32 protein-coding genes are annotated in these 24,381 nt (G+C 67.6%); 30 read left to right on the forward strand and 2 right to left on the reverse strand.

Annotated elements, in window-relative coordinates:
- Nucleotides 1-200: 200 nt before the first annotated feature.
- The 4 genes from rpsL to tuf all read left to right on the forward strand — a co-directional run bounded on the left by rpsL (nucleotide 201) and on the right by tuf (nucleotide 4,584).
- Nucleotides 201-569 (forward strand): 30S ribosomal protein S12, encoded by a 369-nt coding sequence (rpsL, locus tag LTL01_RS06940; RefSeq protein ID WP_017201609.1) that lies wholly within the window; start codon nucleotides 201-203, stop codon nucleotides 567-569.
- Nucleotides 570-574: 5 nt separating this feature from the next.
- Nucleotides 575-1,045: a 30S ribosomal protein S7 gene (gene rpsG / locus LTL01_RS06945; RefSeq protein ID WP_236967960.1), complete on the forward strand. Its 471-nt coding sequence runs from the start codon at nucleotides 575-577 to the stop codon at nucleotides 1,043-1,045.
- A 74-nt stretch (nucleotides 1,046-1,119) separates the two neighbouring features.
- Complete coding sequence (gene fusA / locus LTL01_RS06950; protein ID WP_236967961.1) at nucleotides 1,120-3,234, forward strand: elongation factor G; 2,115 nt, start codon at nucleotides 1,120-1,122, stop codon at nucleotides 3,232-3,234.
- 156 nt (nucleotides 3,235-3,390) lie between these two features.
- A complete protein-coding gene (tuf, locus tag LTL01_RS06955) occupies nucleotides 3,391-4,584 on the forward strand; it encodes an elongation factor Tu (RefSeq protein ID WP_053546381.1) in 1,194 nt (397 codons plus the stop codon).
- A gap of 54 nt (nucleotides 4,585-4,638) precedes the next feature.
- Here the strand turns inward: tuf and LTL01_RS06960 are convergent, their stop codons facing one another.
- Nucleotides 4,639-4,791 carry a hypothetical protein gene (locus LTL01_RS06960; RefSeq protein ID WP_236967962.1) on the reverse strand — a complete coding sequence of 51 codons (153 nt, stop codon included), beginning with the start codon at nucleotides 4,789-4,791 and terminating at the stop codon, nucleotides 4,639-4,641.
- Nucleotides 4,792-4,810: 19 nt separating this feature from the next.
- Nucleotides 4,811-5,902, reverse strand: coding sequence for a glycosyltransferase family 2 protein (locus tag LTL01_RS06965; protein ID WP_236967963.1), 1,092 nt, complete (start codon nucleotides 5,900-5,902; stop codon nucleotides 4,811-4,813).
- A 507-nt stretch (nucleotides 5,903-6,409) separates the two neighbouring features.
- On the opposite strand from LTL01_RS06965, the gene LTL01_RS06970 reads away from it, so the two are divergent.
- The 26 genes from LTL01_RS06970 to LTL01_RS07095 all read left to right on the forward strand — a co-directional run bounded on the left by LTL01_RS06970 (nucleotide 6,410) and on the right by LTL01_RS07095 (nucleotide 24,379).
- A complete protein-coding gene (locus LTL01_RS06970) occupies nucleotides 6,410-9,409 on the forward strand; it encodes a prealbumin-like fold domain-containing protein (RefSeq protein ID WP_236967964.1) in 3,000 nt (999 codons plus the stop codon).
- Nucleotides 9,410-9,536: 127 nt separating this feature from the next.
- Complete coding sequence (locus tag LTL01_RS06975; protein ID WP_236967965.1) at nucleotides 9,537-11,018, forward strand: SpaH/EbpB family LPXTG-anchored major pilin; 1,482 nt, start codon at nucleotides 9,537-9,539, stop codon at nucleotides 11,016-11,018.
- Nucleotides 11,019-11,094: 76 nt separating this feature from the next.
- Nucleotides 11,095-12,093 carry a class C sortase gene (locus LTL01_RS06980; protein WP_272877822.1) on the forward strand — a complete coding sequence of 333 codons (999 nt, stop codon included), beginning with the start codon at nucleotides 11,095-11,097 and terminating at the stop codon, nucleotides 12,091-12,093.
- 43 nt (nucleotides 12,094-12,136) lie between these two features.
- Nucleotides 12,137-12,352 carry an Rv0909 family putative TA system antitoxin gene (locus LTL01_RS06985; RefSeq protein WP_236967966.1) on the forward strand — a complete coding sequence of 72 codons (216 nt, stop codon included), beginning with the start codon at nucleotides 12,137-12,139 and terminating at the stop codon, nucleotides 12,350-12,352.
- A 452-nt stretch (nucleotides 12,353-12,804) separates the two neighbouring features.
- Entirely contained in the window at nucleotides 12,805-13,113 is a 309-nt protein-coding gene (gene rpsJ, locus LTL01_RS06990) for a 30S ribosomal protein S10 (RefSeq protein WP_013584016.1), read from the forward strand.
- Nucleotides 13,114-13,123: 10 nt separating this feature from the next.
- Nucleotides 13,124-13,783, forward strand: a complete 660-nt coding sequence (gene rplC / locus LTL01_RS06995; protein ID WP_053546376.1) for a 50S ribosomal protein L3 — start codon at nucleotides 13,124-13,126, stop codon at nucleotides 13,781-13,783.
- 2 nt (nucleotides 13,784-13,785) lie between these two features.
- Complete coding sequence (rplD, locus tag LTL01_RS07000; protein WP_236967967.1) at nucleotides 13,786-14,445, forward strand: 50S ribosomal protein L4; 660 nt, start codon at nucleotides 13,786-13,788, stop codon at nucleotides 14,443-14,445.
- Nucleotides 14,442-14,762, forward strand: a complete 321-nt coding sequence (gene rplW, locus LTL01_RS07005; RefSeq protein ID WP_053546374.1) for a 50S ribosomal protein L23 — start codon at nucleotides 14,442-14,444, stop codon at nucleotides 14,760-14,762. The genes rplD and rplW overlap by 4 nt, the downstream gene beginning before the upstream one ends.
- A 25-nt stretch (nucleotides 14,763-14,787) precedes the next feature.
- Entirely contained in the window at nucleotides 14,788-15,627 is an 840-nt protein-coding gene (rplB, locus tag LTL01_RS07010; RefSeq protein WP_053546373.1) for a 50S ribosomal protein L2, read from the forward strand.
- A gap of 12 nt (nucleotides 15,628-15,639) precedes the next feature.
- Complete coding sequence (gene rpsS / locus LTL01_RS07015) at nucleotides 15,640-15,921, forward strand: 30S ribosomal protein S19 (RefSeq protein ID WP_053546372.1); 282 nt, start codon at nucleotides 15,640-15,642, stop codon at nucleotides 15,919-15,921.
- Between the two features lie 26 nt (nucleotides 15,922-15,947).
- On the forward strand, nucleotides 15,948-16,343 hold the full coding sequence (rplV, locus tag LTL01_RS07020; protein WP_236967968.1) for a 50S ribosomal protein L22: 396 nt from the start codon (nucleotides 15,948-15,950) through the stop codon (nucleotides 16,341-16,343).
- Complete coding sequence (gene rpsC / locus LTL01_RS07025) at nucleotides 16,343-17,101, forward strand: 30S ribosomal protein S3 (protein ID WP_053546370.1); 759 nt, start codon at nucleotides 16,343-16,345, stop codon at nucleotides 17,099-17,101. Before rplV ends, rpsC begins: the two co-directional genes overlap by 1 nt.
- Nucleotides 17,101-17,520, forward strand: a complete 420-nt coding sequence (gene rplP / locus LTL01_RS07030; RefSeq protein WP_045275476.1) for a 50S ribosomal protein L16 — start codon at nucleotides 17,101-17,103, stop codon at nucleotides 17,518-17,520. Before rpsC ends, rplP begins: the two co-directional genes overlap by 1 nt.
- Entirely contained in the window at nucleotides 17,520-17,834 is a 315-nt protein-coding gene (gene rpmC / locus LTL01_RS07035; RefSeq protein WP_053546369.1) for a 50S ribosomal protein L29, read from the forward strand. Before rplP ends, rpmC begins: the two co-directional genes overlap by 1 nt.
- Nucleotides 17,834-18,163: a 30S ribosomal protein S17 gene (gene rpsQ / locus LTL01_RS07040; protein ID WP_053546368.1), complete on the forward strand. Its 330-nt coding sequence runs from the start codon at nucleotides 17,834-17,836 to the stop codon at nucleotides 18,161-18,163. The genes rpmC and rpsQ overlap by 1 nt, the downstream gene beginning before the upstream one ends.
- 3 nt (nucleotides 18,164-18,166) lie before the next feature.
- Entirely contained in the window at nucleotides 18,167-18,535 is a 369-nt protein-coding gene (gene rplN, locus LTL01_RS07045; protein ID WP_053546367.1) for a 50S ribosomal protein L14, read from the forward strand.
- A gap of 4 nt (nucleotides 18,536-18,539) precedes the next feature.
- Entirely contained in the window at nucleotides 18,540-18,899 is a 360-nt protein-coding gene (gene rplX / locus LTL01_RS07050) for a 50S ribosomal protein L24 (protein WP_053546366.1), read from the forward strand.
- Nucleotides 18,899-19,492: a 50S ribosomal protein L5 gene (rplE, locus tag LTL01_RS07055; protein WP_053546365.1), complete on the forward strand. Its 594-nt coding sequence runs from the start codon at nucleotides 18,899-18,901 to the stop codon at nucleotides 19,490-19,492. Before rplX ends, rplE begins: the two co-directional genes overlap by 1 nt.
- 91 nt (nucleotides 19,493-19,583) lie before the next feature.
- Nucleotides 19,584-19,982, forward strand: a complete 399-nt coding sequence (rpsH, locus tag LTL01_RS07060; RefSeq protein ID WP_053546364.1) for a 30S ribosomal protein S8 — start codon at nucleotides 19,584-19,586, stop codon at nucleotides 19,980-19,982.
- Nucleotides 19,983-19,988: 6 nt separating this feature from the next.
- On the forward strand, nucleotides 19,989-20,525 hold the full coding sequence (gene rplF / locus LTL01_RS07065; RefSeq protein WP_053546363.1) for a 50S ribosomal protein L6: 537 nt from the start codon (nucleotides 19,989-19,991) through the stop codon (nucleotides 20,523-20,525).
- 2 nt (nucleotides 20,526-20,527) lie between these two features.
- Nucleotides 20,528-20,887: a 50S ribosomal protein L18 gene (gene rplR / locus LTL01_RS07070; protein ID WP_053546362.1), complete on the forward strand. Its 360-nt coding sequence runs from the start codon at nucleotides 20,528-20,530 to the stop codon at nucleotides 20,885-20,887.
- Entirely contained in the window at nucleotides 20,884-21,573 is a 690-nt protein-coding gene (gene rpsE, locus LTL01_RS07075; protein ID WP_372461312.1) for a 30S ribosomal protein S5, read from the forward strand. The genes rplR and rpsE overlap by 4 nt, the downstream gene beginning before the upstream one ends.
- Entirely contained in the window at nucleotides 21,573-21,758 is a 186-nt protein-coding gene (rpmD, locus tag LTL01_RS07080) for a 50S ribosomal protein L30 (RefSeq protein WP_020098644.1), read from the forward strand. Before rpsE ends, rpmD begins: the two co-directional genes overlap by 1 nt.
- Nucleotides 21,758-22,327, forward strand: coding sequence for a 50S ribosomal protein L15 (rplO, locus tag LTL01_RS07085; RefSeq protein ID WP_082334509.1), 570 nt, complete (start codon nucleotides 21,758-21,760; stop codon nucleotides 22,325-22,327). The genes rpmD and rplO overlap by 1 nt, the downstream gene beginning before the upstream one ends.
- Nucleotides 22,328-22,469: 142 nt before the next feature.
- Nucleotides 22,470-23,792, forward strand: coding sequence for a preprotein translocase subunit SecY (secY, locus tag LTL01_RS07090; protein WP_053546361.1), 1,323 nt, complete (start codon nucleotides 22,470-22,472; stop codon nucleotides 23,790-23,792).
- Nucleotides 23,789-24,379 (forward strand): adenylate kinase, encoded by a 591-nt coding sequence (locus LTL01_RS07095; RefSeq protein ID WP_053546360.1) that lies wholly within the window; start codon nucleotides 23,789-23,791, stop codon nucleotides 24,377-24,379. Before secY ends, LTL01_RS07095 begins: the two co-directional genes overlap by 4 nt.
- Nucleotides 24,380-24,381: the final 2 nt, after the last annotated feature.

A 24,381-nucleotide genomic window follows, 5' to 3' on the forward strand; every position in this document is an offset into this window, starting at 1 on the left:
CCGTGCCACCGGCGCGGATGCCGGTCGCAGAGCCTCACGACCGGGACCGGTCTGCGAACAGGCCACCCCCACGGCATATCCACCGCTACGACGCGCGCCGATTCCGTCGCGCACCGGGTGGATCTGTGGTGAAACCACAACGCTGTCACCGTGCAGCACCCTGCGCGGGAGGATTCCCGCGCAGCCGAGAAGGAGAGAACGTGCCAACCATTCAGCAGTTGGTTCGCAAGGGCCGTTCGCCGAAGGTCACCAAGACCAAGGCGCCGGCACTGAAGTCGAACCCGCAGCAGGCCGGTGTCTGCACCCGTGTGTACACCACCACCCCGAAGAAGCCGAACTCGGCGATGCGCAAGGTCGCCCGTGTGAAGCTCCGCAACGGCACCGAGGTCACCGCGTACATCCCCGGTGAGGGCCACAACCTGCAGGAGCACTCGCTCGTGCTCGTGCGTGGCGGCCGTGTGAAGGACCTCCCGGGTGTCCGCTACAAGATCGTCCGTGGAGCCCTGGACACCCAGGCTGTCAAGAACCGCAAGCAGGCGCGCAGCCGCTACGGCGCGAAGAAGGGCTGAGTCAGATGCCTCGTAAAGGACCCGCGCCCAAGCGCCCCGTCGTCAACGACCCGGTATACGGTGCCCCCATCGTCACCCAGCTCGTGAACAAGATCCTCGTCGACGGCAAGAAGTCGCTCGCCGAGTCGATCGTCTACAACGCCCTCCAGGGCGTCGAGGCGAAGAACGGCCAGGACGCCGTCGCCACGCTCAAGAAGGCGCTCGACAACGTCCGCCCCACCCTCGAGGTCAAGTCCCGCCGCGTCGGTGGCTCGACCTACCAGGTGCCGGTCGAGGTCAAGCCGCACCGCGCGAACACCCTCGCGCTGCGCTGGCTCGTGAGCTACGCCAAGGGCCGTCGTGAGAAGACGATGACCGAGCGTCTGCAGAACGAGATCCTCGACGCCTCGAACGGCCTGGGAGCAGCGGTCAAGCGCCGCGAAGACACCCACAAGATGGCCGAGTCGAACCGCGCCTTCGCGCACTACCGCTGGTAACAGCACCCCTGTCGCCGGCCGGAGGCGAACCCTCCGGCCGGCACAGTCCGACACCAAGGTAAGGAAGACACCCCGTGGCACAAGAAGTGCTCACCGACCTCAACAAGGTCCGCAACATCGGCATCATGGCGCACATCGATGCCGGAAAGACGACGACGACCGAGCGCATCCTGTTCTACACGGGCGTCAACCACAAGATCGGCGAGACCCACGACGGCGCCGCCACCACCGACTGGATGGAGCAGGAGCAGGAGCGTGGCATCACGATCACCTCCGCCGCCGTCACCTGCTTCTGGGAAAAGAACCAGATCAACATCATCGACACCCCCGGTCACGTCGACTTCACCGTCGAGGTGGAGCGCTCGCTCCGCGTGCTCGACGGCGCCGTCGCCGTCTTCGACGGCAAGGAGGGCGTCGAGCCCCAGTCCGAGACCGTGTGGCGTCAGGCCGACAAGTACGACGTCCCCCGCATCTGCTTCGTCAACAAGATGGACAAGCTGGGCGCCGACTTCTACTTCACCGTCGACACGATCGTGAACCGCCTCAAGGCGAAGCCCCTCGTGATCCAGCTCCCGATCGGTGCCGAGAACGACTTCATCGGCGTCATCGACCTGGTCTACATGCGTGCGCTGGTCTGGCCCGGTGACGCCAAGGGTGATGTCACCATGGGCGCGAAGTACGAGATCCAGGAGATCCCGGCCGACCTCGTCGACAAGGCGAACGAGTACCGCGAGAAGCTCCTCGAGACCGTCGCCGAGTCCGACGACGCGCTCCTCGAGAAGTACTTCGGTGGCGAAGAGCTCACCCACGAGGAGATCAAGGGCGCCATCCGCAAGATGACGATCGCCAGCGAGGTCTACCCCGTGCTGTGCGGTTCGGCGTTCAAGAACCGCGGCGTGCAGCCGATGCTCGACGCGGTCGTGGACTACCTCCCCTCCCCGCTGGATGTCCCGGCGATCGAGGCGAAGGACCCCAAGAACGAAGAGATCGTCATCGAGCGCCACGCCGACCGTGAGGAGCCCTTCGCGGCCCTCGCGTTCAAGATCGTGACGCACCCGTTCTTCGGTCGCCTCACCTACATCCGCGTCTACTCGGGTCACCTCGACTCCGGCGCGCAGGTCGTCAACGCGACCAAGGGCAAGAGGGAGCGCATCGGGAAGATCTTCCAGATGCACGCCAACAAGGAGATGCCGGTCGACTCGGTCACGGCGGGTCACATCTACGCCGTCATCGGCCTGAAGGACACCACCACCGGTGACACGCTGTCCGACAGCAACAACCAGGTGGTCCTGGAGTCGATGACCTTCCCCGAGCCGGTCATCGAGGTTGCGATCGAGCCCAAGACCAAGGCCGACCAGGAGAAGCTGGGTCTGGCGATCCAGAAGCTCGCGGAAGAGGACCCGACGTTCCGCGTCGAGCAGAACGCCGAGACCGGCCAGACCGTCATCAAGGGCATGGGCGAGCTACACCTCGACATCCTGGTCGACCGCATGAAGCGCGAGTTCAAGGTCGAGGCGAACGTCGGAAAGCCCCAGGTGGCCTACCGCGAGACGATCCGCAAGAGCGTCGAGAAGCACGACTACACGCACAAGAAGCAGACCGGTGGTTCCGGCCAGTTCGCGAAGATCCAGTTCACCATCGAGCCCCTCGAGGTCACGGCGGACAAGATCTACGAGTTCGAGAACAAGGTCACCGGTGGTCGCATCCCGCGCGAGTACATCGGACCCACCGACCAGGGCTTCCAGGACGCCATGAACGTCGGCGTGCTCGCCGGCTACCCCATGGTGGGCGTGAAGGCGATCCTGCTCGACGGTGCCTCGCACGACGTCGACTCGTCCGAAATGGCATTCAAGATCGCTGGCTCCATGGGCTTCAAGGAGGCCATCCGCCGTGCGAACCCCGTCATCCTCGAGCCGATCATGGCCGTCGAGGTGCGTACTCCGGAGGAGTACATGGGTGACGTCATCGGCGACCTGAACAGCCGCCGCGGACAGATCCAGTCGATGGAGGATGCCGCCGGCGTCAAGGTCGTCCGAGCCAACGTCCCCCTGTCGGAGATGTTCGGCTACATCGGTGACCTGCGCTCGAAGACCTCGGGCCGTGCGGTCTACTCGATGGAGTTCGACTCCTACGCCGAGGTGCCACGCAACGTCGCCGACGAGATCGTCCAGAAGAACAAGGGCGAGTAACACTTCCGGATGCCGGGACGCAAGCCCCGGCATCCGGGCCTCATAACTTCACAGAATCAGCAGTACCCCCACCCACTAGGGTGGAAACCAATCCCGTAGAAGACCGGTCGCAATCCAGTGCCCGGAGGATCTACACGACTGTCCTAGGAGGACCCAGTGGCTAAGGCCAAGTTCGAGCGGACCAAGCCGCACGTGAACATCGGAACGATCGGTCACGTCGACCACGGCAAGACCACGCTCACCGCAGCGATCTCGAAGGTGCTCGCCGACAAGTTCCCGTCGGCCACCAACGTGCAGCGTGACTTCGCGTCGATCGACTCGGCTCCCGAGGAGCGCCAGCGCGGCATCACGATCAACATCTCGCACGTCGAGTACGAGACCCCGAAGCGTCACTACGCTCACGTCGACGCCCCCGGTCACGCCGACTACATCAAGAACATGATCACCGGTGCCGCTCAGATGGACGGCGCGATCCTCGTGGTCGCCGCCACCGACGGCCCGATGGCGCAGACGCGTGAGCACGTTCTGCTCGCCAAGCAGGTCGGCGTGCCGTACCTGATGGTCGCGCTGAACAAGGCCGACATGGTCGACGACGAGGAGATCCTGGAGCTCGTCGAGCTCGAGGTCCGCGAGCTGCTGTCCAGCCAGGGCTTCCCCGGCGACGACGCTCCGGTCATCCGCGTCTCGGGCCTGAAGGCGCTCGAGGGCGACGAGAAGTGGGTTCAGTCGATCCTGGACCTCATGGACGCCGCTGACGAGTCCATCCCGGACCCGGTGCGCGACAAGGACAAGCCGTTCCTCATGCCCATCGAGGATGTCTTCACGATCACCGGTCGTGGCACCGTCGTCACGGGCCGCGCTGAGCGTGGAACCCTCGCCATCAACTCCGAGGTCGAGATCGTCGGCATCCGCCCGACGCAGAAGACCACGGTCACCGGTATCGAGATGTTCCACAAGCAGCTCGACGAGGCGTGGGCAGGCGAGAACTGTGGTCTGCTCCTTCGTGGCCTCAAGCGCGACGACGTCGAGCGCGGCCAGGTCGTCGTGAAGCCCGGTTCGGTCACCCCGCACACCAATTTCGAGGGCACGGCGTACATCCTGTCCAAGGAGGAGGGCGGTCGCCACAACCCGTTCTTCACGAACTACCGCCCGCAGTTCTACTTCCGCACCACCGACGTCACCGGTGTCATCTCGCTCCCCGAGGGCACCGAGATGGTCATGCCCGGCGACACCACCGACATGACGGTCGAGCTGATCCAGCCCATCGCCATGGAAGACGGCCTCGGCTTCGCCATCCGTGAGGGTGGCCGCACCGTCGGCGCCGGCACGGTCACGAAGATCCTCAAGTAAGGATCCGTTCCGCACGAAGGCCCCCGGGGATTCCCCGGGGGCCTTCGTCGTTCGTCACGCGCGGTCGGTCTTGCGGGGGACGATGCGCATGACGGCCGTCCCCGCGGCCATCAGTGCGAAGGCGGCGAGAAGCCACCAGACGCCGTTCGCCCCCGCGACGAGAGCGCCGCCTCCGGTGGCGGCCAATGCTGCATTCGGGTTGTACATGTGCTCCCCATCCTTTCTTTCACCAGCGCCGGCGGCGCCGAGTCACGGCGTCTAGGTACGCCTTGCGCTGGACGAGCTGAAGGAATCCGTCGAGGACGAGCTCGTACATCGTCGCCGCGGCGAGCATCTGCTTCCAGCCGCGGTATCGGACCGTCACAACCCGTTCGATGATGAATACGCCCGTGAGTGCGAACCACACCGGGTGCACCTCGAACGACGCGGACACGATCGCGATCACGACCGTCGCGACACACAGCAGGGTGACCAGGACGCCGAGCATCCCCAGGAGCTGCCTCCCCCAGTACCGCCATGTGATGCGCGTGAGGCCGTACTGCACGCAGTTCTCGACGGCGCCGCGCTTCCATCGCAGACGCTGGTCCCAGAGCGCTCCCCAGGTCGGCATCGTCTCGGTCACGAGGGTGCACGCGCTGGGGGAGATGATGCCGTAACCGAGGTGCATGATCGCGAAGCTGATCTCGTCGTCCTCGGTCAGGACGGTCGTGTCGTACACCCCGCCCTGCCCGTCGCCGCGGGGAAGGACGCCGGACACGGGTGCCTCGCTGATCCGTCGCAGCGTCGCCACACGGAACAGCGCCGCGGTGCCTGTCACGACGAGGCACCGCCCTCTCAGGCGGGCCACGTCGCGCGCGTAGCGCGCGTATTCGTTCCGCTGGAGGGGCGCGACGAAGCCCCGATGCGCATCTCCTCGGAACACGCCACCCACCGCGCCGTAACGGGGGTCGGCCAACCGTTTCATCGCCTCTTCGATGAAGGGCGGGTCCAGAAGGGAATCAGCGTCCTGCACCAGGACGACGTCGTCGTCGTCCAGCTCGGGCAGGAGGATCTGCAGAACCTGATTGAGGGCGCCCGCCTTCTTGTCCGCGTTGCCGCGCGTGGGGTACACGTCCACGTCCTCGCCGCGCGCGATCTGCTCGGTCTCGTCGGTTGAGTTGTCGGCGATGACGACGATGGCGTCCGGCGGACGCGTCTGAGATCGGAATGCGGCGATCGCCGCGCGGATCGTGCCGGCTTCGTTGTGCGCCGGAAGCAATGCGGTGATGCGGCTCGGGCGGACGGAAGCAGACGCTCGCGTCGGTGCAACACATGTCATGACGGTCCCCAGTGCTCCGTGCCGCACGCCCGTCGGTCGCGCGGCACGCCCCATGTCGCCGGGTTTTCGGGTCACCCGGCCGTCACGTTCCCGCTCCCCAGCGGTCCGGTGTGAGAAAAATACGCCTAGGAGGACCGAGGCGGTCGCGGCTTGAGGAAAACGTTCGGCAGGTCTGAGGTGGCTGCGTCGCATCTGCGCGTTCCCCGAGTCGACCGTGAGTGTGATCGCTCTCAGTCGCGGCCGAAAACTGAGAAACCCTTAGGCGAAAAGGGCAGGGAACCTTTGGATACGACGTCCGATCGTCCGGTAGCGTTCCCGATGGATCACCGCGATGCGGACCCGCGACGCCACCCGAAGGCGACGCGGGATGGGGCCGCAGGGTGATCCCTGAACGGACCTGCGTCCCACACCCGAGGGGCGCAGGATGGGGCCGTTCTGTATGCCTGTGCCACTGGGGGGCTCATGCAGATCAGCAATGGTGCGACGCGCGCCGAAAACCGACGTTCGATGGAGCGTCGGCGCTCGAGGACGCGCACTGCGCTCACCTCGGTCGCCGGTGCGGTGATCGCGGCGCTCGTCGTCGTCGGCGCCGCGCCGGCGATCGCGGCCGACGCCACGCCGACTCCGGCTCCGTCCGCGACGGCGTCCTCGGCGTCGACGGACACCGCGACCACGACGCCCGACCCGACGCCGGCGGAGGGCACGTCGCCCGCTGCGACCGAGACGCCGGTCGCGACGCCGGAGCCGACGCCGACCGCGCCGACGCGCGCGGTGCGCTCCACCATCGCGACCACACAGACGGTCGCGCCCCTGACCGTGACGACGTCGTCCATGAGCGTCGTGGTCCGAAAGCGCGCCCTCGCCAACCCGACCACGCTCGCCGGCACCGTCGCCGAGACCATCGGGACCGACTACTCGGGCACCGTGGGCGCACGCTTCCGCCTGTGGACTTACACGACTTACGCGGCCGGCCCGCAGTCCTCCACCGACTACACCTGCACCGTCACCGCCGGTGGCGCGTGCACCATCACCATCCCCGACGCGGGCGGTGCCAACAAGGGCAAGCGCTTCTGGGTGGTGGAGGACACGCCCGTCGCCGGCTCCGACGCCGCCAAGACATACATCAACCCGCAGCTCCTCCTCGGCAGCTACCAGGGCCCGACCGCCCGCCAGAACCTCGTCGGCCTGACGACCGCCGTCGCCGCGGACGCGTCGATCACCGTCCCGATGACGTCCACCACCACCAACGGGGGCACGCAGATCTCCTCGAACGAGCTGGGCAACGGCATCACCACCTCCCAGGGCGCCTCCTTCGGCGCCGTCGCGAACTCGTGGAAGAACCCCGCGGTCGCGGCCAAGTGCGAGCCCGAGCGCCTGCGCATCTCGCTGGTGCTGGACCAGTCGGCGTCGATCACCGATGCGCAGTGGACGCAGTTCCGGAGCGCGCTGGTCAGCAGCGGCGGGGTCCTGGAGCTCCTCCGCAACGCGAATGCGGAGGTGTCGATCCTCGGCTTCGGCACGAACGCGAGCACCAACGGCAACGGCTGGCACTACGGCTCGACGGGTCCCGCGCTGCTGCCGTCGAACTACGCCTCCTTGATCCCGACCAGCCGTCCCGGCGGATCGCAGAACGCCACGAACTGGGATGCCGCGCTGTCGACGATCCAGAACGTCAACGGCACCCACGACTACGACCAGGTCCTGTTCATCACCGACGGCGCGCCGAACTACATCCTGAACGGCTCGTCCGTCAGCTCCTTCGACGTGACCCTGCGCTCCCTCGAGGCGCCGCTGTACGCGGCGAACGCGTTGAAGAGCGCCGGCACGCGCGTGGTCGCCGTGGGCGTCGGCAACGGCATCACCGGCGCGGGCGCCAACCTGCGCGCCGTGTCGGGGGAGACCCTCGGGTCGGACTACTTCCAGACCGCCAGCTGGGACGACGTGAAGAAGCAGCTCGCCCAAATCGTGCAGGCGGCCACCTGCCAGCTGCCGATCGAGGTCAGCAAGACCACGATCGACGCCGGCGGCAAGACCACCACCACGGCAGGTGGCTGGGCCTTCACCGCCGCGAAGACCGCCGGTGACGGCACCCTCCAGGGCACGGCGACCCAGACCACGACCGCGGGGGTCAACGGCACCGCCGACTGGACGCTGCGCTTCACCCAGCCGACGGGACAGTCCGCCTCGGTCACGCTCACCGAGACCCTGCAGACCGGCTGGACCCTCTCGAAGGTCCAGTGCGCGATCGGGGCGGGTCCCCTCCAGGACCAGACGGTCGTCGACGGCAAGAGCGTCACCGTCGCCGGGCTGTCGACGGCATCCGAGAAGCTCTCCTGCGTCTTCACCAACACGGAGAAGAAGAAGGAGGCGACGGTAACGGTCGACAAGGTCTGGCAGGTCAAGGACTCGTCGGGTGCCGTGATCGGCACCTACCGCGAGCCGGCCGAGCCCGGCGCGGCAGCTCTCCCCGCGGGCCTGTCGGCGTCGCCGACGATCGGCGGGCAGTCGGCGCAGTGGGGAGTCGCCCGGACCGGATACGTCTCCGGCGCGACCGTCGCCCTCGACGAGACCGTCACGATCGACCGCGCCGCTCTCCCGGGCTGTGTTCTCACCTCGAAGGCCCTCACGCGTGCGGCGGGGAAGGACGTCAACGCCTCCCTGCCGTACACGGCCACCCTCGCCGAGGGAGCCAACGCGTTCACGATGACGAACGTCGTGACCTGCACGCAGACCCTCAGCCTGGTGAAGACGGTGGGCTACGGCTCGGCGGCCACCGACGCGTGGACCCTGTCGGCCACGAAGCCGGCGGGCAGCAGCGCGCTCGCGGGACCCTCGGGCACCTACCGCGCCGACAAGCCCGTCTCGGGCGCCGTCTCCACCTCAGTCGCCTACACGCTCGGCGAGGCGGGCGGCCCGAAGGAGTACGTCGCCGCCGGCGTATGGACGTGCGTCGCGGGGTCCGCCACGGTGCCCGTGACCGCCTCCACGGTGACCGTCCCGCTCGGGCAGACCGTCGAGTGCACGATCGTGAACACCACGGCGAAGCTGACCATCCTCAAGGAGGTCGTCGGTCAGGCCCTTCCGCCCGGTGACTGGACGCTCACGGCCGATCCGGGCGCGGGCTCGGGTCTCGCGGCCAAGAGCGCTGTCGGGGCGTCGCAGGCGAGTGCGGCCAACACCTTCGAGATCAAGCCCGGAACCGTGTACACGCTGTCCGAGGCGCCCACCGCCGGCGACGGCGCCATCGCCTACCGTCAGCTCGCGCTGGAGCGTCAGCTCGACGACGGCAGCTGGGTCGCGGTCGACAGCGACCGGGTGACCGTCCCGGCCGGGACGCACGCGACCTACCGGTTCGTGAACGACCGCGTGCCCGCGGTGGTGCTGCCCCTCACGGGCGGCGCGAGCACGGATGCCTTCCTTCTGGGCGGTCTCGCCGTCCTCCTGCTGGCGGGAGCCCTCGCCGCCTGGAACCTGCGAAGCAGATTCGCCCTCCGCCGGAGCGTGTGACGCGGCATCCGCTCACCCCTCACGACGATCACACACGTACGGCTCGGTGCAGCCGTCGACTTCACACCCGAACCCGAATCACCCGCACCATCACCTGTCTGAAGAAGAAAACTGGGGAGTACAGACAATGACAACCAACACCAACGGCGGCTGGGGACGCCGCGTGGTCGCCGCCGTCGGCGCGGTCGCGATCGCCATGATCGGAGCGGTGGCCCTCGCGGCGCCCGCCTCGGCCACGGAGACGCCGAACGGTCCGAACATCGACCCGAAGGCCAAGGGATCGGTGACGATCCACAAGTACGCCGAGCCCGACCAGGCCACCGGCCTGCCCCACGATGGGACGAAGCTCACCGAGGAGCAGCTGAAGAACCTCACCCCGCTGAAGGGTGTGACGTTCTCCATCGCGAAGGTGGACGGCATCGACCTCACCACCAACGCCGGGTGGACCACCGCCGCGACGCTCAAGGTCTCGGCCGACGGCGTGGTGACCGGCGGATCGACCACCTACCCGACGACCGAGGTGACGTCGGGCCCGACGGATGCCGCCGGCATCGTCGGATTCGCGGACCTGCCGCTCGGCGTCTACGTCGTCTCCGAGGTCGACGCGGGTGCCAACCCAATCGCGATCTCCACCCCGCCGTTCCTGGTGACGGTGCCGCTGTCGACGGAGAAGAACACCTGGCTCTACGACGTCAACGTGTACCCGAAGAACTCGCTCACCGGCGTGACGAAGACCGTCGACGACGCGAAGGCCACGGGCCTCGGCAGCGAGATCAGCTGGACCGTCGCCGCGCAGATCCCGAACGTGGGCGAGGGCCGCTCGCTGAACCGCTTCGAGATCGTCGACACGCTCGACGCCCGCCTCGGCTACGCCGGCGCCTCCGTCGCGGTCACCGACCGCACCGGTGCACCCGTCACCCTGTCCGACGGCTCGTTCACCGTCACGGCGCCCGCGACCGGCGCCGCCGGAGACCTGAAGGTCGTCTTCACCGAGAAGGGCCTTGCCGAACTTCAGGCCAAGGCGCTGGGCGGAACGGTCACCGCGACCGTGAAGACCACCGTCAAGGAGATCGGCGACGGCTCCATCGAGAACACGGTCACCCTCTACGTCAACGACGCGAAGGTCGTCTCCGAGGACGTCACCTCCTGGGGTGCGCTGAAGGTGTTCAAGTACGCGAAGTCGGACCGGGTCGAGACCGGACTGAAGGATGCCGAGTTCCAGGTGTTCACCAGCGAGGCCGACGCCATCGCCCGCACCAGCCCGGTGTCGGTCAACGGCAAGACCACGTTCGTCTCCGACGCGTCCGGCAACCTCACCGTCGGCGGTCTCTTCGCCGGCGTGAAGGGCGCGGGCAAGGACTACTGGCTCGTGGAGACGAAGGCCCCCGTCGGTTACACCGCCGACACGACCCCGATCAAGGTCACGGTGAAGCCCGGCTCGATCGAGAAGGCCGAGGTCGTCAAGGCGCTGAACACCCAGGTGCCCCCGCCCATCCTGCCCCTCACCGGTGGTGACGGAGCCGTCATGTTCGGCATCGCCGGCGCAGCCCTCGTGCTCATCGCCGCCGGCGCGGCGGTCGTGATCGCCCGCCGCCGCGTGCGCGCCTGACGCACGACCCGCTCTCCGCGGCGGGGGCGCTGAGCCCCCGCCGCGGAGTACCACGTTCTCCACGAAGGACTCCCCGATGACACTCACCGCCATCCGCCCCGAGGCTCCGGCCGATCCGCCGCCGACCCGTCGCGCCCGCCGCGCGCGGTGGCGGCTTCCGGTCGTCCCGCTCGTGATCGCGGTGGTGTGCTTCCTCGGGGTCGGGGTGCTGCTGTACCCCGCGGCCGCGGCGTGGATGTCGCAGTACCAGCAGTCCCTCCGCATCGACGAGTACGCGCGCGAGGTTGAAGTCGCCGGGCCCGACGCGCTCGCGGCCGAGCTCGCCCGCGCGGCCGACTACAACGCCGCCCTGACCGGCGGAGCGTTCCTCGACCCCGACGAGCGGATCCCGCAGTCCGACGACGCCGGCGCGGGATACGAGGGGCTGCTCGCCGCGGACGACGACGGGTTCATGGCGCGCGTGCGCATCCCCGCGATCGACGTCGACCTGCCGATCTACCACGGCACCACCGAAGACGTCCTCGAGCGCGGTGTCGGCCACCTCGAGGGGACGGCGCTCCCGATCGGGGGGACGGGAACGCATGCGGTCCTCACCGCGCACCGGGGGCTCGCCTCGGCGGAGCTGTTCACGAACCTCGATCGCGTCGTGGTCGGCGACACCTTCACCGTCGAGGTCTTCGGCGAGGTCCTCACCTATCGGGTGCGCGACACGCAGGTCGTCGCGCCCGACGAGACCGAGACGCTGTACCCGTTCGCGGGGGAGGACCTGGTGACCCTCGTCACCTGCACCCCGCTGGGCATCAACAGTCATCGGATCCTCGTCACCGGCGAGCGGCTCCTCCCCACCCCGCCCGAGGACGTGGCGCGCGCGGGCGCGACCCCCGACATCCCGGGCTTCCCGACCTGGATCGTCGGCCTCGCCGGTGCCGCCGCGCTGCTCTCGCTCTACGTGTGGTGGAGCGGTCGTCCGGCGCCCGTGCGCGCGGCCGCCGCGCCGGCGCGGCGTGCCTCGTGGCGACCGGGCGAGTTCGACGGCGGAACCTCTTCCCCCGGCGCGTCCGCACCGGGACAATGAACCCAGCTGCGCGGGGGTCGCGCACCGAAGCGAAGGAGGGGCCATGGCCATCGACGACCTGGTCAATCAGGGCAAGCAGTTCCTGGAGCAGAACAAGGACAAGATCCAGGAGGCGGTGAAATCCGACAAGGCCGAGGAGGTCTCGGACTCGGTTCTGGGCGCCGCGGCCGAGTTCGTCAAGAAGGTCGCTCCCGAGAGCGTGCACGAGCACGTCGACAACGCGCGAGACGCCGCCGACAAGGCGATCGGGAGCGAGTAGACGCCCGTTCCGAGCACGAAGGGTCCGGTGCGAACCGGGCCCTTCGTCGTCGGATCGGACGACACGCCGAGGCGACACGCCCGAGTTTGCGACACGCCCGGGCCGCACGTAGACTAGCGAGGTTCCACATTCCGGGGTGCCCACTGGCGCGTCTCGGATCACTGCCAGGGCAGTGCATAGGCGGCGCACGACTCCTCCGGGGTCTCGCGCAAGGTCCTAGGCCGCGGGCAGCAGAACCACCACATCCACACCCCCCTCACGAACGCCCTGCGATCGTGCGCGGGCGGGAACGGATGCCGGGATATGCGGCGCTTCGGCGCGGCATCCGGATTGACATCAGAACAGCGGTGCAGCAACGCACTGCGCAAGCGGTGCAGAAGTGCCCTGGCGCGAAAGCGCCATCGTGCGTCCAATGCCCTCGAGGTATGACGCGGAAAGAGAGTGAGCAGACAATGGCGGGACAGAAGATCCGCATTCGCCTGAAGTCGTACGATCACGCCGGCCTCGACTCGTCGGCCCGCAAGATCGTCGACACCGTGACCCGTGCGGGCGCAACCGTTGTGGGCCCCGTGCCCCTGCCGACCGAGAAGAACGTCGTGTGCGTCATCCGGTCGCCCCACAAGTACAAGGACAGCCGCGAGCACTTCGAGATGCGCACCCACAAGCGCCTCATCGACATCATCGACCCGACGCCCAAGGCCGTCGACTCGCTGATGCGTCTCGACCTGCCCGCCGATGTCAACATCGAGATCAAGCTCTGAGGCGATCGACATGGCACACATCAACGAAAAGGTTTCCAAGGGCCTGCTCGGCACCAAGCTCGGCATGACCCAGGTCTGGGACGAGAACGGCAAGCTCGTTCCCGTCACCGTCATCGAGGTGGCCCCCAACGTGGTCACCCAGGTGCGCACCCCGGAGAAGGACGGCTACAACGCCGTGCAGATCGCCTACGGGCAGATCGACCCCCGCAAGGTGAACAAGCCCCTCACGGCCCACTTCGAGGCCGCCGGCGTCACCCCGCGTCGCCACCTCACCGAGATCCGTACCGCGGATGCCGCTGACTACTCACTCGGTCAGGAGCTCACCGCGGAGGGCGTCTTCGAGGCCGGCCAGCTGGTCGACGTCGTCGGCACCAGCAAGGGCAAGGGCACCGCGGGTGTCATGAAGCGCCACAACTTCAAGGGCGTCTCCGCCTCGCACGGTGCGCACCGCAACCACCGCAAGCCCGGCTCGATCGGCGCCTCGTCGACGCCGAGCCGCGTCTTCAAGGGCATGCGCATGGCCGGCCGTATGGGTGGCGAGCGCGTGACCGTCCTCAACCTCACGGTGCACGCCGTCGACGCCGAGAAGGGTCTGCTGCTCGTCAAGGGCGCCGTCCCCGGTGCGCGCGGCCGCATCGTCTACGTCCGCAACGCAGTGAAGGGTGCCTGACCATGGCTGACTCCACGCTCGCGCTCGACGTCGTCACCACCGACGGCAAGAAGGCCGGTTCCGTGAACCTGCCCGCCGCGCTGTTCGACGTCAAGACGAACATCCCCCTCATCCACCAGGTCGTCGTCGCCCAGCGCGCCGCCGCCCGCCAGGGAACGCACTCGACCAAGCGTCGCGGTGAGGTCTCCGGTGCCGGCCGCAAGCCCTTCAAGCAGAAGGGCACGGGTAACGCCCGTCAGGGCTCGATTCGCGCGCCGCACATGACCGGTGGTGGCATCGTCCACGGCCCGAAGCCGCGCGACTACGGCCAGCGCACCCCGAAGAAGATGATCGCCGCCGCCCTCGCGGGTGCGCTCAGCGACCGCGCACGCGGCCAGCGTCTGCACATCGTCGACTCCTTCGGCATCGAGGGCGCGCCCTCGACCAAGGCTGCCGCCGCGGTGCTGTCCGGCCTCGGCGCCGTCAAGAACGTGCTGGTGGTCATCGACCGCACCGACGAGCTCAGCGTCCTGAGCGTGCGCAACCTCGCGTACGTCCACGTGCTGACCTTCGACCAGCTCAACGCCTACGACGTGCTCGTCTCCGACGACATCGTCTTCACCAAGTCCGCCTACGACGCCTTCGTCGCGTCCAAGACGGCGACCGAGGAGGTCTCCGCATGAGCGCCGACAACGTTCTGCAGACCGCGGGCAACAAGGACCCGCGCGACATCATCCTGAAGCCGGTGGTGTCCGAGAAGAGCTACTCGCTCATCGACGAGGGCAAGTACACCTTCCTCGTGGACCCCCGTGCCTCCAAGACCGAGATCAAGCTCGCCATCGAGAAGATCTTCGGTGTCAAGGTCGCCGCGGTGAACACCATCAACCGTGTCGGCAAGGCACGCCGCACCCGCTTCGGTACCGGCAAGCGCAAGGACACCAAGCGCGCCATCGTGACGCTGAAGTCGGGCACCATCGACATCTTCACGGCCGTCGGCTGACCCCGCGGAACAGAGGACCAAGAACATGGCTATTCGCAAGTACAAGCCCACGACCCCGGGTCGCCGCGGCTCGTCGGTGGCCGACTTCGCCGAGATCACCCGATCGACGCCCGAGAAGTCGCTCCTCCGCCCGCTGAGCAAGACCGGTGGTCGCAACAACCAGGGCCGCATCACGACCCGCCACATCGGTGGTGGGCACAAGCGCCAGTACCGCGTCATCGACTTCCGTCGCAATGACAAGGACGGCATCAACGCCAAGGTCGCGCACATCGAGTACGACCCCAACCGCACCGCGCGCATCGCGCTGCTGCACTACTTCGACGGCGAGAAGCGCTACATCCTCGCGCCGAACAAGCTGTCGCAGGGCGACGTCGTCGAGTCGGGCGCCTCGGCGGACATCAAGCCGGGCAACAACCTGCCGCTGAAGAACATCCCCACCGGTACCGTCGTGCACGCCATCGAGCTGCGCCCGGGCGGCGGCGCGAAGCTCGCCCGTTCGGCCGGCACCTCGGTGCGTCTCGTCGCCAAGGACGGCCCGTACGCGCAGCTGCGTCTGCCCTCGGGCGAGATCCGCAACGTCGACGCGCGCTGCCGCGCGACCGTCGGCGAGGTCGGCAACGCCGAGCAGTCGAACATCAACTGGGGCAAGGCCGGACGCAAGCGCTGGAAGGGCGTCCGCCCGACCGTCCGCGGTGTCGCGATGAACCCGGTCGACCACCCGCACGGTGGTGGTGAGGGTAAGACCTCCGGTGGACGTCACCCTGTGTCGCCGTGGGGCCAGGCCGAGGGCCGCACCCGTCACGCGAACAAGGAAAGCGACAAGTACATCGTCCGTCGTCGCAACGCCGGCAAGAAGCGGAAGTAGGAGTAGAGGAAGATGCCTCGCAGTCTTAAGAAGGGCCCCTTCGTCGATGAGCACCTGCTTCGCAAGGTGGTCTCGCAGAACGAAGCCGGCAGCAAGAACGTCATCAAGACCTGGTCTCGTCGCTCGATGATCGTCCCGGCCATGCTCGGCCACACGATCGCCGTGCACGACGGACGCAAGCACATCCCCGTGTTCGTGTCCGAGACCATGGTCGGCCACAAACTGGGCGAATTCGCGCCCACCCGCACCTTCCGCGGCCACGTGAAGGACGACAAGAAGGGCCGCCGCCGCTGACGCGGCGGTGCGAAGAGGAGAGAGAAATGGTGGAGTCCATCGCACGTGTGCGACACATCCGCGTGACCCCTCAGAAGGCTCGTCGTGTCGTCGCCCTCATCAAGGGCAAGCAGGCCGAGGAGGCCCTGGCCATCCTCAAGTTCGCGCCCCAGGGTGCGAGCGAGCCCATCTACAAGCTCGTCGCCGCCGGCATCGCGAACGCTCGCGTCAAGGCCGACAAGGACGGCGAGTACCTGAACGAGTCCGACCTGTACGTGAAGAACGCGTACGTCGACGAGGGCACGACGCTCAAGCGTTTCCAGCCCCGCGCCCAGGGTCGGGCCTTCCAGATCAAGAAGCGCACCAGCCACATCACCGTCGTGCTGTCCACCCCCGAGGTGGACGAGACGGTTTCGGCATCCACGAAGAAGGCGAGCAAGTAATGGGCCAGAAGGTAAACCCGTACGGCTTCCGCCTCGGCATCACCACGGACCACGTGTCGCGCTGGTTCTCCGACTCGACGAAGCCGGGCCAGCGTTACGCCGACTACGTGGCCGAGGACATCAAGATCCGCAAGCTCCTGCAGTCGAACCTCGACCGCGCGGGCGTCAGCAACATCGAGATCGAGCGCACGCGTGACCGCGTCCGCGTCGACATCCACACCGCGCGTCCCGGCATCGTGATCGGCCGCCGCGGTGCGGAGGCCGAGCGCATCCGCACGGACCTCGAGAAGCTCACCGGCAAGCAGATCCAGCTGAACATCCTCGAGGTCAAGAACCCCGAGGCCGACGCTCAGCTGGTCGCGCAGGGTGTGGCCGAGCAGCTCTCCGCTCGTGTGGCGTTCCGCCGCGCGATGCGCAAGGGCCTCCAGGGCGCCCAGCGTGCCGGAGCCAAGGGTGTCCGCATCCAGGTCTCGGGCCGTCTCGGCGGCGCCGAGATGAGCCGGTCGGAGTTCTACCGCGAAGGCCGTGTGCCCCTGCACACGCTGCGCGCGAACATCGACTACGGCTTCTACGAGGCCAAGACGACCTTCGGCCGCATCGGCGTGAAGGTGTGGATCTACAAGGGCGACCTCACCAACAAGGAGCTCGCCCGCGAGCAGGCCAACGCGCCGAAGTCCCGCGGTCGTGACGACCGCGGCGGCGACCGTCGCCGTGGTCCTCGCAACGAGGCCCCCGTGGCAGAAGGAGCGTCGGCGTAATGCTCATCCCCCGCAAGGTCAAGTACCGCAAGCAGCATCACCCCAAGCGTGACGGCCAGGCGACCGGTGGCACGAAGGTCTCCTTCGGCGAGTTCGGCATCCAGGCCCTCACCCCCGCGTACGTGACGAACCGACAGATCGAGTCGGCGCGTATCGCGATGACCCGTCACATCAAGCGTGGTGGAAAGGTGTGGATCAACATCTACCCCGACCGCCCGCTGACCAAGAAGCCCGCCGAAACCCGCATGGGTTCGGGTAAGGGTTCGCCGGAGTGGTGGGTTGCAAACGTCAAGCCGGGTCGCGTCCTGTTCGAGGTCGCCGGTGTCAACGAGGAACTCGCTCGCGAGGCCCTGACCCGTGCCATCCACAAGCTGCCGCTGAAGGCACGCATCATCAAGCGCGAGGAGGGCGACGCGTAATGGCGATCGGCACCAAGACGCTCGCACCGAGCGAGCTCGACACGTTCGAAGACCAGCGCCTCGTCGAGGAGCTGCGCAAGGCCAAGGAAGAGCTGTTCAACCTGCGCTTCCAGTCGGCCACCGGCCAGCTGGAGAGCCATGGTCGCATCCGCGCCGTCAAGCGCGACATCGCGCGGCTCTACACCGTGATCCGTGAGCGCGAGCTCGGCATCCGTGCCACTCCCGCGCCCGTGGAGACCAAGACCAAGGCCAAGAAGACCAAGGCCAGCAAGGCGGACTCCGCCGAGGCCACCAAGGAAGAGGGGGCTGAGTGATGGCCACCGCCAAGAAGGCAGACCAGGCCGTCGAGCCCGGTCACGAGCACGCTGAGCACGACGTCCGCGACGCGGACGCCCGCGGGTACCGCAAGTCCCGTCGTGGGTACGTCGTCAGCGACAAGATGGACAAGACGATCGTCGTCGAGGTCGAAGACCGCGTGAAGCACCCGCTGTACGGCAAGGTCATCCGCCGCACGTCGAAGGTCAAGGCGCACGACGAGGGCAACACCGCCGGCATCGGCGACCTCGTCCTCATCAACGAGACCCGCCCGCTCAGCGCCACCAAGCGCTGGCGCCTGGTGGAGATCATCGAGAAGGCGAAGTAACCCATGATTCAGAATGAATCCCGCCTCAAGGTCGCCGACAACACCGGCGCCAAGGAGCTGCTCACCATCCGCGTGCTCGGCGGCTCCGCCCGGCGCTACGCGGGCCTGGGTGACATCATCGTCGCCACGGTCAAGGACGCGATCCCCGGCGGAAACGTCAAGAAGGGCGACGTGGTCAAGGCCGTCATCGTCCGCACCGTCAAGCAGACCCGTCGTCCCGACGGTTCCTACATCAAGTTCGACGAGAACGCCGCCGTCATCCTGAAGAGCGACGGGGAGCCCCGCGGCACCCGCATCTTCGGACCGGTCGGTCGTGAGCTTCGCGACAAGAAGTTCATGAAGATCGTCTCGCTCGCCCCGGAGGTGATCTGACCGCATGGCCAAGATCAAGAAGGGTGACCTCGTTCAGGTCATCACTGGCAAGAAGCAGGACAAGGGCGGCGACCGCGGCAAGCAGGGCAAGGTCCTCGAGGTCCTCGTCGAGCAGAACCGCGTGATCGTCGAGGGCGTCAACTACGTCACGAAGCACAACCGCGTCGGCCAGAGCCAGCGTGGAACGAAGACGGGCGGCATCGAGACGATGGAAGCCCCGATCCACATCTCCAACGTCGCCGTCGTCGACCCCTCGACCAAGAAGCCGACGCGTGTCGGTCACCGGGTCGAGGAGCAGACGAAGGACGGCGTGAAGCGCACCGTGCGCGTCCGCTACGCGAAGAAGTCAGGCAAGGACCTCTGATGAGCAACACCGCGACTGCCGCGGCGGCTGGCAAGACCCAGCCCCGCCTCAAGCAGAAGTACAACTCCGAGATCAAGAAGGCTCTGCAGGACGAGTTCGGCTACGCCAACGTCATGCAGATCCCGGGCCTGGTCAAGGTCGTCGTGAACACCGGTGTCGGCGAGGCCGCTCGTGACAGCAAGGTGATCGATGGTGCGGTCGACGACCTCACCAAGATCACCGGTCAGAAGCCGATCGTCACCAAGGCCCGCAAGTCCATCGCGCAGTTCAAGCTGCGTGAGGGCCAGGCCATCGGCGCGCACGTCACCCTCCGCGGTGACCGCGCGTGGGAGTTCGTCGACCGCCTCGTCAACCTGGCGCTGCCCCGCATCCGCGACTTCCGCGGCCTGTCGGGCGACCAGTTCGACGGCAACGGCAACTACACCTTCGGTCTGCAGGAGCAGTCGGTCTTCCACGAGATCGACCAGGACAAGATCGACCGCGTCCGCGGCTTCGACATCACGATCGTCACCACGGCGAAGACGGATGCCGAGGGTCGGGCGCTGCTGCGTCACCTGGGCTTCCCCTTCCGCTCGGAAGACGCCCAGGCCTGAGAACCCCCGCCCCCGGGGCTCGGGGGCACCCATGGAAGGTCGCCCGTCGTGGAACGGCGCGGCGAAACCTCATGAACGAAAGAAGCTATCCATGACGATGACAGACCCGGTCGCAGACATGCTGACCCGTCTGCGCAACGCGAACTCGGCGCACCACGACACCGTGTCGCTGCCGAGCTCGAAGCTCAAGACCCACATCGCCGACATCCTCAAGCAGGAGGGCTACATCGCCGACTGGCGCGTCGAGGACGCGCGCGTCGGCCAGACCCTCACGCTCGACCTGAAGTACGGCCCGAACCGCGAGCGGTCGATCGCCGGCATCAAGCGCGTGTCCAAGCCCGGACTCCGCGTCTACGCGAAGTCGACCGAGATCCCCACCGTCCTCGGTGGCCTCGGCGTCGCGATCCTGTCCACCTCCTCCGGTCTCCTCACGGACCGTCAGGCCGAGCAGAAGGGCGTGGGTGGGGAAGTCCTCGCCTACGTGTGGTGATCTGACATGTCGCGAATCGGACGTCTTCCCATCGACATCCCCGCGGGCGTGACCGTCGAGGTCGCCGGCCGCGAGGTCTCCGTCAAGGGCCCGAAGGGCGAGCTGAAGCTCTCCGTCGCCAGCCCCATCGAGGTCTCCGTCGACGAGGGACAGGTGCTCGTCACCCGCCCCGACGACGAGCGCGAGTCGCGGTCGCTCCACGGCCTGACCCGCACCCTCATCAACAACAACATCGTCGGCGTGACCCAGGGCTACACCAAGGGCCTCGAGGTCGTCGGCACCGGGTACCGCGTCGCTCAGAAGGGCAGCTCGGTCGAGTTCGCCCTCGGCTTCTCGCACCCCGTCCTGATCGAGCCGCCGGCCGGGATCACCCTCACGGTGGAGGGCAACAACAAGCTCACCGTGAGCGGGATCGACAAGCAGGCCGTCGGTGAGGCGGCTGCGAACATCCGCAAGATCCGCAAGCCCGAGCCGTACAAGGGCAAGGGTGTGCGGTACGCCGGCGAGGTCGTGCGTCGCAAGGCCGGAAAGAGTGGTAAGTAACGATGGCTGTCAAGACAAAGTCTCAGGCGCGTTCGCGTCGTCACGCCCGCCTGCGCAAGAAGATCGTCGGCTCTGCCGAGCGGCCCCGTCTGGTCGTCACGCGTTCCGCACGTCACGTCTTCGTGCAGATCGTCGACGACTCCAAGGGTCACACCGTGGCCAGCGCCTCCACCCTCGAGACCGACCTGCGCGGCTTCGACGGTGACAAGACCGCCAAGGCCCGCAAGGTCGGCGAGCTCCTCGCCGAGCGCGCGAAGGCCGCCGGCGTCTCCGACGTCGTGTTCGACCGTGGTGGCAACCGCTACGCCGGTCGTGTCGCGGCGATCGCGGACGGCGCCCGTGAGGGAGGTCTGAACCTGTGAGCTATGCAGTGAACAACCAGAAGGTGGAGAACGAAGTGACCGCTACCGAGCAGGCAGCGGCGCCCGCCGCCGATGCGCCCGCCGAGCGCGAGCCGCGCCGCGGTGGTCGTGAGCGCAACCCCAACCGCGACCGCGGTGGCCGCGACCGCAACGAGAGCCAGTTCCTCGAGCGCGTCGTGACCATCAACCGCGTGTCGAAGGTCGTCAAGGGTGGCCGTCGGTTCAGCTTCACCGCGCTCGTGGTCGTCGGTGACGGCAACGGCGTGGTGGGTGTCGGCTACGGCAAGGCCCGTGAGGTCCCCCTGGCGATCTCGAAGGGTGTCGAAGAGGCCAAGCGCAACTTCTTCCGCGTTCCGCGCACCGGCTCCTCCATCCCGCACCCCGTGCAGGGCGAAGCCGCTGCCGGTGTCGTGCTCCTGCGTCCGGCTGCCGCCGGAACCGGTGTCATCGCGGGTGGTCCCGTGCGCGCCGTGCTCGAGTGCGCCGGTATCCACGACGTGCTGTCGAAGTCGCTCGGTTCGTCGAACACGATCAACATCGTCCACGCGACGGTGGAGGCCCTGAAGCAGCTCGAGGAGCCCCGTGCGGTCGCCGCGCGTCGCGGTCTCGAGTTCGACCAGGTCGCCCCCGCCCGTCTCGTCCGTGCCGAGGCCGAGGCCACGGCGTCCGCGAAGGCAGGTGTCTGATGGCCGCGCGCCTGAAGGTGACCCAGGTCAAGTCCAAGGTGAGCGAGAAGCAGAACCAGCGTGACACGCTGCGTTCGCTCGGTCTGAAGCGGATCAACGACTCCGTCGTCCGCCCCGATGACGCGCAGACGCGCGGCTACATCAAGACCGTCGCGCACCTCGTGAAGGTTGAGGAGATCGACTGATGGCCGACAAGGCTGAGAAGAAGGACGACGTCGTCGAGGCGACCGAGCCCAAGAAGGCCGCCGCCAAGAAGCCGGCAGCCAAGAAGGCCCCCGCCAAGGCGGAGGCGAAGAAAGATGTCGCGGCATCGCGTCCCGGCGTCCTGAAGGTCCACCACCTGCGTCCCGTCCCGGGTGCCCACACCGCCAAGACCCGCGTGGGTCGCGGTGAGGGGTCGAAGGGTAAGACCGCCGGTCGTGGCACCAAGGGCCAGAAGGCCCGCTACCAGGTCAAGGCCGGCTTCGAGGGTGGGCAGATGCCGCTGCACATGCGCACCCCGAAGCTGCGCGGGTTCAAGAACCCGTTCCGCGTGGAGTACCAGGTGGTCAACCTCGAGAAGCTCGCCGAGCTCTACCCGAAGGGCGGAGACGTCACCGTCACCGACCTCGTGGCCAAGGGTGCGGTGCGCAAGAACGAGAAGGTCAAGGTGCTCGGCACCGGCGACATCGACGTGGCGCTGAACGTGTCCGTCGACAAGGTCTCGGGCTCCGCAGAGCAGAAGATCGTCGCCGCCGGCGGCACCGTCAAGTAATGACGATCGGGGGTCGGAGAGTTTCTCCGGCCCCCGTTGTCGTCCCCGGCGAGAACCGACGCTGACGCGTGCGGGACCGGCTGGGCTAGTCTTGTGACGGTGCGCCCGCGAGCGCGCCGTCATCCCCACTGGAGGAACGCTCTTGTTCAGCGCCATCGCGCGGATCTTCCGCACCCCCGACCTGAGGCGGAAGATCGGCTTCACCCTGGGCATCATCGTGCTGTATCGGCTCGGTGCCCACGTCCCGACGCCGTTCGTCGACTTCCCGAACGTCCAGTCGTGCCTGGCGCAGTCCGGCGGCACCGACGGTCTGCTGTCGCTGGTCAACCTGTTCTCCGGCGGCGCCCTGCTGCAGCTGTCGATCTTCGCCCTGGGCGTCATGCCCTACATCACCGCGACGATCATCACGCAGCTCCTGCGCGTGGTCATCCCGCACTTCGAGACCCTTTACAAGGAGGGGCAGGCGGGCCAGTCGAAGCTGACCCAGTACACCCGCTACCTCACCATCGCCCTCGCGCTGCTGCAGTCGACGACCCTGGTCACCGTCGCCCGGTCCGGCCAGCTCTTCGGCGTCACCGGCATCCCCGAGTGCGAGCAGCTCCTCACCAACGACGTGTGGTGGGCGCAGCTCCTCATGATCATCACCATGACCGCCGGCACCGGCCTGATCATGTGGTTCGCCGAGCTCGTCACCGAGCGCGGCATCGGCAACGGCATGTCGCTGCTGATCTTCACCTCGATCGCGGCCACGTTCCCCTCGGCCCTCGGCTCGATCTGGCTGGCCCGCGGCTTCGAGGTCTTCCTCCTCGTGATCGCCGTCGGCATCGTGGTGATCGCCCTGGTCGTCTTCGTCGAGCAGTCCCAGCGCCGCATCCCGGTCCAGTACGCCAAGCGCATGGTCGGACGCCGCACCTACGGCGGGACGAACACCTACATCCCCATCAAGGTCAACATGGCCGGTGTGGTGCCCGTGATCTTCGCCTCGTCGCTGCTGTACATCCCCGCCCTCATCGCGCAGTTCAACCAGCCGCAGCCGGGCGAGGAGATCCCGGGCTGGGTCGCGTGGATCCAGCAGTACTTCACCAACGGCGACAGCTGGATCTACATGCTCGTGTACTTCCTGCTGATCATCGGCTTCACGTACTTCTACGTCGCGATCACCTTCAACCCGGTCGACGTCGCCGACAACATGAAGAAGTACGGCGGATTCATCCCCGGCATCCGTGCCGGGCGTCCGACGGCCGAGTACCTGGACTACGTCCTCACGCGCATCACGGCGCCCGGCTCGATCTACCTCGGTCTGATCGCGCTCCTGCCGCTGATCGCACTGGCGACCGTCGGCGCGAACCAGAACTTCCCCTTCGGCGGCGCCTCGATCCTCATCATCGTGGGTGTGGGGCTTGAGACCGTCAAGCAGATCGACGCGCAGCTGCAGCAGCGTCACTACGAAGGGCTTCTGCGATGACCGCGCGTCTGCTGATCGTCGGGCCGCAGGGCTCGGGTAAGGGCACCCAGGGGGTGCGGATCGCGGAGGCCTTCGGCATCCCGGCGATCTCGACCGGCGACATGTTCCGCGCCGCCGTCTCCGGCGGGTCGGAGCTCGGCGAGCGGGTCAAGGCGATCATCGAAGCCGGCGATCTCGTTCCGGACGAGCTCACCAGCGCCGTGGTCCGCGAGCGCCTGTCGGAGGGGGACGCCGCAGGCGGATTCCTCCTCGACGGGTATCCGCGCAACCTCGGACAGGTGGGCGACCTCGACGCGTTCCTCACCGACCGCGGCGAGCAGCTGGATGCCGTCATCGAGCTCGACGTCCCCCGCGAGGAGAGCATCGCGCGGCTGTCGCAGCGCGCCGCCGAGCAGGGGCGCAGCGACGACACCGAGGAGATCATCGCGAACCGTCTCGCCATCTACGAGCGGGAGACCGCCCCGATCCTGGACGTGTACCGCGAGCGCGGAGCGGTCGTGGCGATCGACGGCGTCGGCTCCCTCGACGAGATCACCGAACGCATCGTCGCCGCCCTCGAGGCGCGCGGACTCGCGCGCGTCGGCTGACC

Origin of the sequence: Microbacterium aurantiacum (assembly GCF_021654035.1) — a bacterium.
GTDB lineage: Bacteria > Actinomycetota > Actinomycetes > Actinomycetales > Microbacteriaceae > Microbacterium > Microbacterium aurantiacum.

Excerpts from the sequence above, each read along its gene's own strand:
- rpsH (WP_053546364.1), top strand. The coding sequence starts at position 19,584 with ATGACGATGACAGACCCGGTCGCAGACATGCTGACCCGTCTGCGCAAC.
- rplN (WP_053546367.1), top strand. The coding sequence starts at position 18,167 with ATGATTCAGAATGAATCCCGCCTCAAGGTCGCCGACAACACCGGCGCC.
- rplV (WP_236967968.1), top strand. The coding sequence starts at position 15,948 with ATGGTGGAGTCCATCGCACGTGTGCGACACATCCGCGTGACCCCTCAG.
- LTL01_RS06975 (WP_236967965.1), top strand. The coding sequence starts at position 9,537 with ATGACAACCAACACCAACGGCGGCTGGGGACGCCGCGTGGTCGCCGCC.
- rpsS (WP_053546372.1), top strand. The coding sequence starts at position 15,640 with ATGCCTCGCAGTCTTAAGAAGGGCCCCTTCGTCGATGAGCACCTGCTT.
- rplD (WP_236967967.1), top strand. The coding sequence starts at position 13,786 with ATGGCTGACTCCACGCTCGCGCTCGACGTCGTCACCACCGACGGCAAG.
- LTL01_RS06980 (WP_272877822.1), top strand. The coding sequence starts at position 11,095 with ATGACACTCACCGCCATCCGCCCCGAGGCTCCGGCCGATCCGCCGCCG.
- rplC (WP_053546376.1), top strand. The coding sequence starts at position 13,124 with ATGGCACACATCAACGAAAAGGTTTCCAAGGGCCTGCTCGGCACCAAG.
- LTL01_RS06970 (WP_236967964.1), top strand. The coding sequence starts at position 6,410 with ATGGAGCGTCGGCGCTCGAGGACGCGCACTGCGCTCACCTCGGTCGCC.
- rplF (WP_053546363.1), top strand. The coding sequence starts at position 19,989 with ATGTCGCGAATCGGACGTCTTCCCATCGACATCCCCGCGGGCGTGACC.
- LTL01_RS07095 (WP_053546360.1), top strand. The coding sequence starts at position 23,789 with ATGACCGCGCGTCTGCTGATCGTCGGGCCGCAGGGCTCGGGTAAGGGC.
- rplB (WP_053546373.1), top strand. The coding sequence starts at position 14,788 with ATGGCTATTCGCAAGTACAAGCCCACGACCCCGGGTCGCCGCGGCTCG.
- rpsJ (WP_013584016.1), top strand. The coding sequence starts at position 12,805 with ATGGCGGGACAGAAGATCCGCATTCGCCTGAAGTCGTACGATCACGCC.
- rpmD (WP_020098644.1), top strand. The coding sequence starts at position 21,573 with ATGGCCGCGCGCCTGAAGGTGACCCAGGTCAAGTCCAAGGTGAGCGAG.
- rpsC (WP_053546370.1), top strand. The coding sequence starts at position 16,343 with ATGGGCCAGAAGGTAAACCCGTACGGCTTCCGCCTCGGCATCACCACG.
- rplW (WP_053546374.1), top strand. The coding sequence starts at position 14,442 with ATGAGCGCCGACAACGTTCTGCAGACCGCGGGCAACAAGGACCCGCGC.
- rplX (WP_053546366.1), top strand. The coding sequence starts at position 18,540 with ATGGCCAAGATCAAGAAGGGTGACCTCGTTCAGGTCATCACTGGCAAG.
- rplP (WP_045275476.1), top strand. The coding sequence starts at position 17,101 with ATGCTCATCCCCCGCAAGGTCAAGTACCGCAAGCAGCATCACCCCAAG.
- LTL01_RS06960 (WP_236967962.1), bottom strand. The coding sequence starts at position 4,791 with ATGTACAACCCGAATGCAGCATTGGCCGCCACCGGAGGCGGCGCTCTC.
- rpmC (WP_053546369.1), top strand. The coding sequence starts at position 17,520 with ATGGCGATCGGCACCAAGACGCTCGCACCGAGCGAGCTCGACACGTTC.
- rplE (WP_053546365.1), top strand. The coding sequence starts at position 18,899 with ATGAGCAACACCGCGACTGCCGCGGCGGCTGGCAAGACCCAGCCCCGC.
- LTL01_RS06985 (WP_236967966.1), top strand. The coding sequence starts at position 12,137 with ATGGCCATCGACGACCTGGTCAATCAGGGCAAGCAGTTCCTGGAGCAG.
- rplO (WP_082334509.1), top strand. The coding sequence starts at position 21,758 with ATGGCCGACAAGGCTGAGAAGAAGGACGACGTCGTCGAGGCGACCGAG.
- rplR (WP_053546362.1), top strand. The coding sequence starts at position 20,528 with ATGGCTGTCAAGACAAAGTCTCAGGCGCGTTCGCGTCGTCACGCCCGC.
- LTL01_RS06965 (WP_236967963.1), bottom strand. The coding sequence starts at position 5,902 with ATGACATGTGTTGCACCGACGCGAGCGTCTGCTTCCGTCCGCCCGAGC.
- rpsG (WP_236967960.1), top strand. The coding sequence starts at position 575 with ATGCCTCGTAAAGGACCCGCGCCCAAGCGCCCCGTCGTCAACGACCCG.
- rpsQ (WP_053546368.1), top strand. The coding sequence starts at position 17,834 with ATGGCCACCGCCAAGAAGGCAGACCAGGCCGTCGAGCCCGGTCACGAG.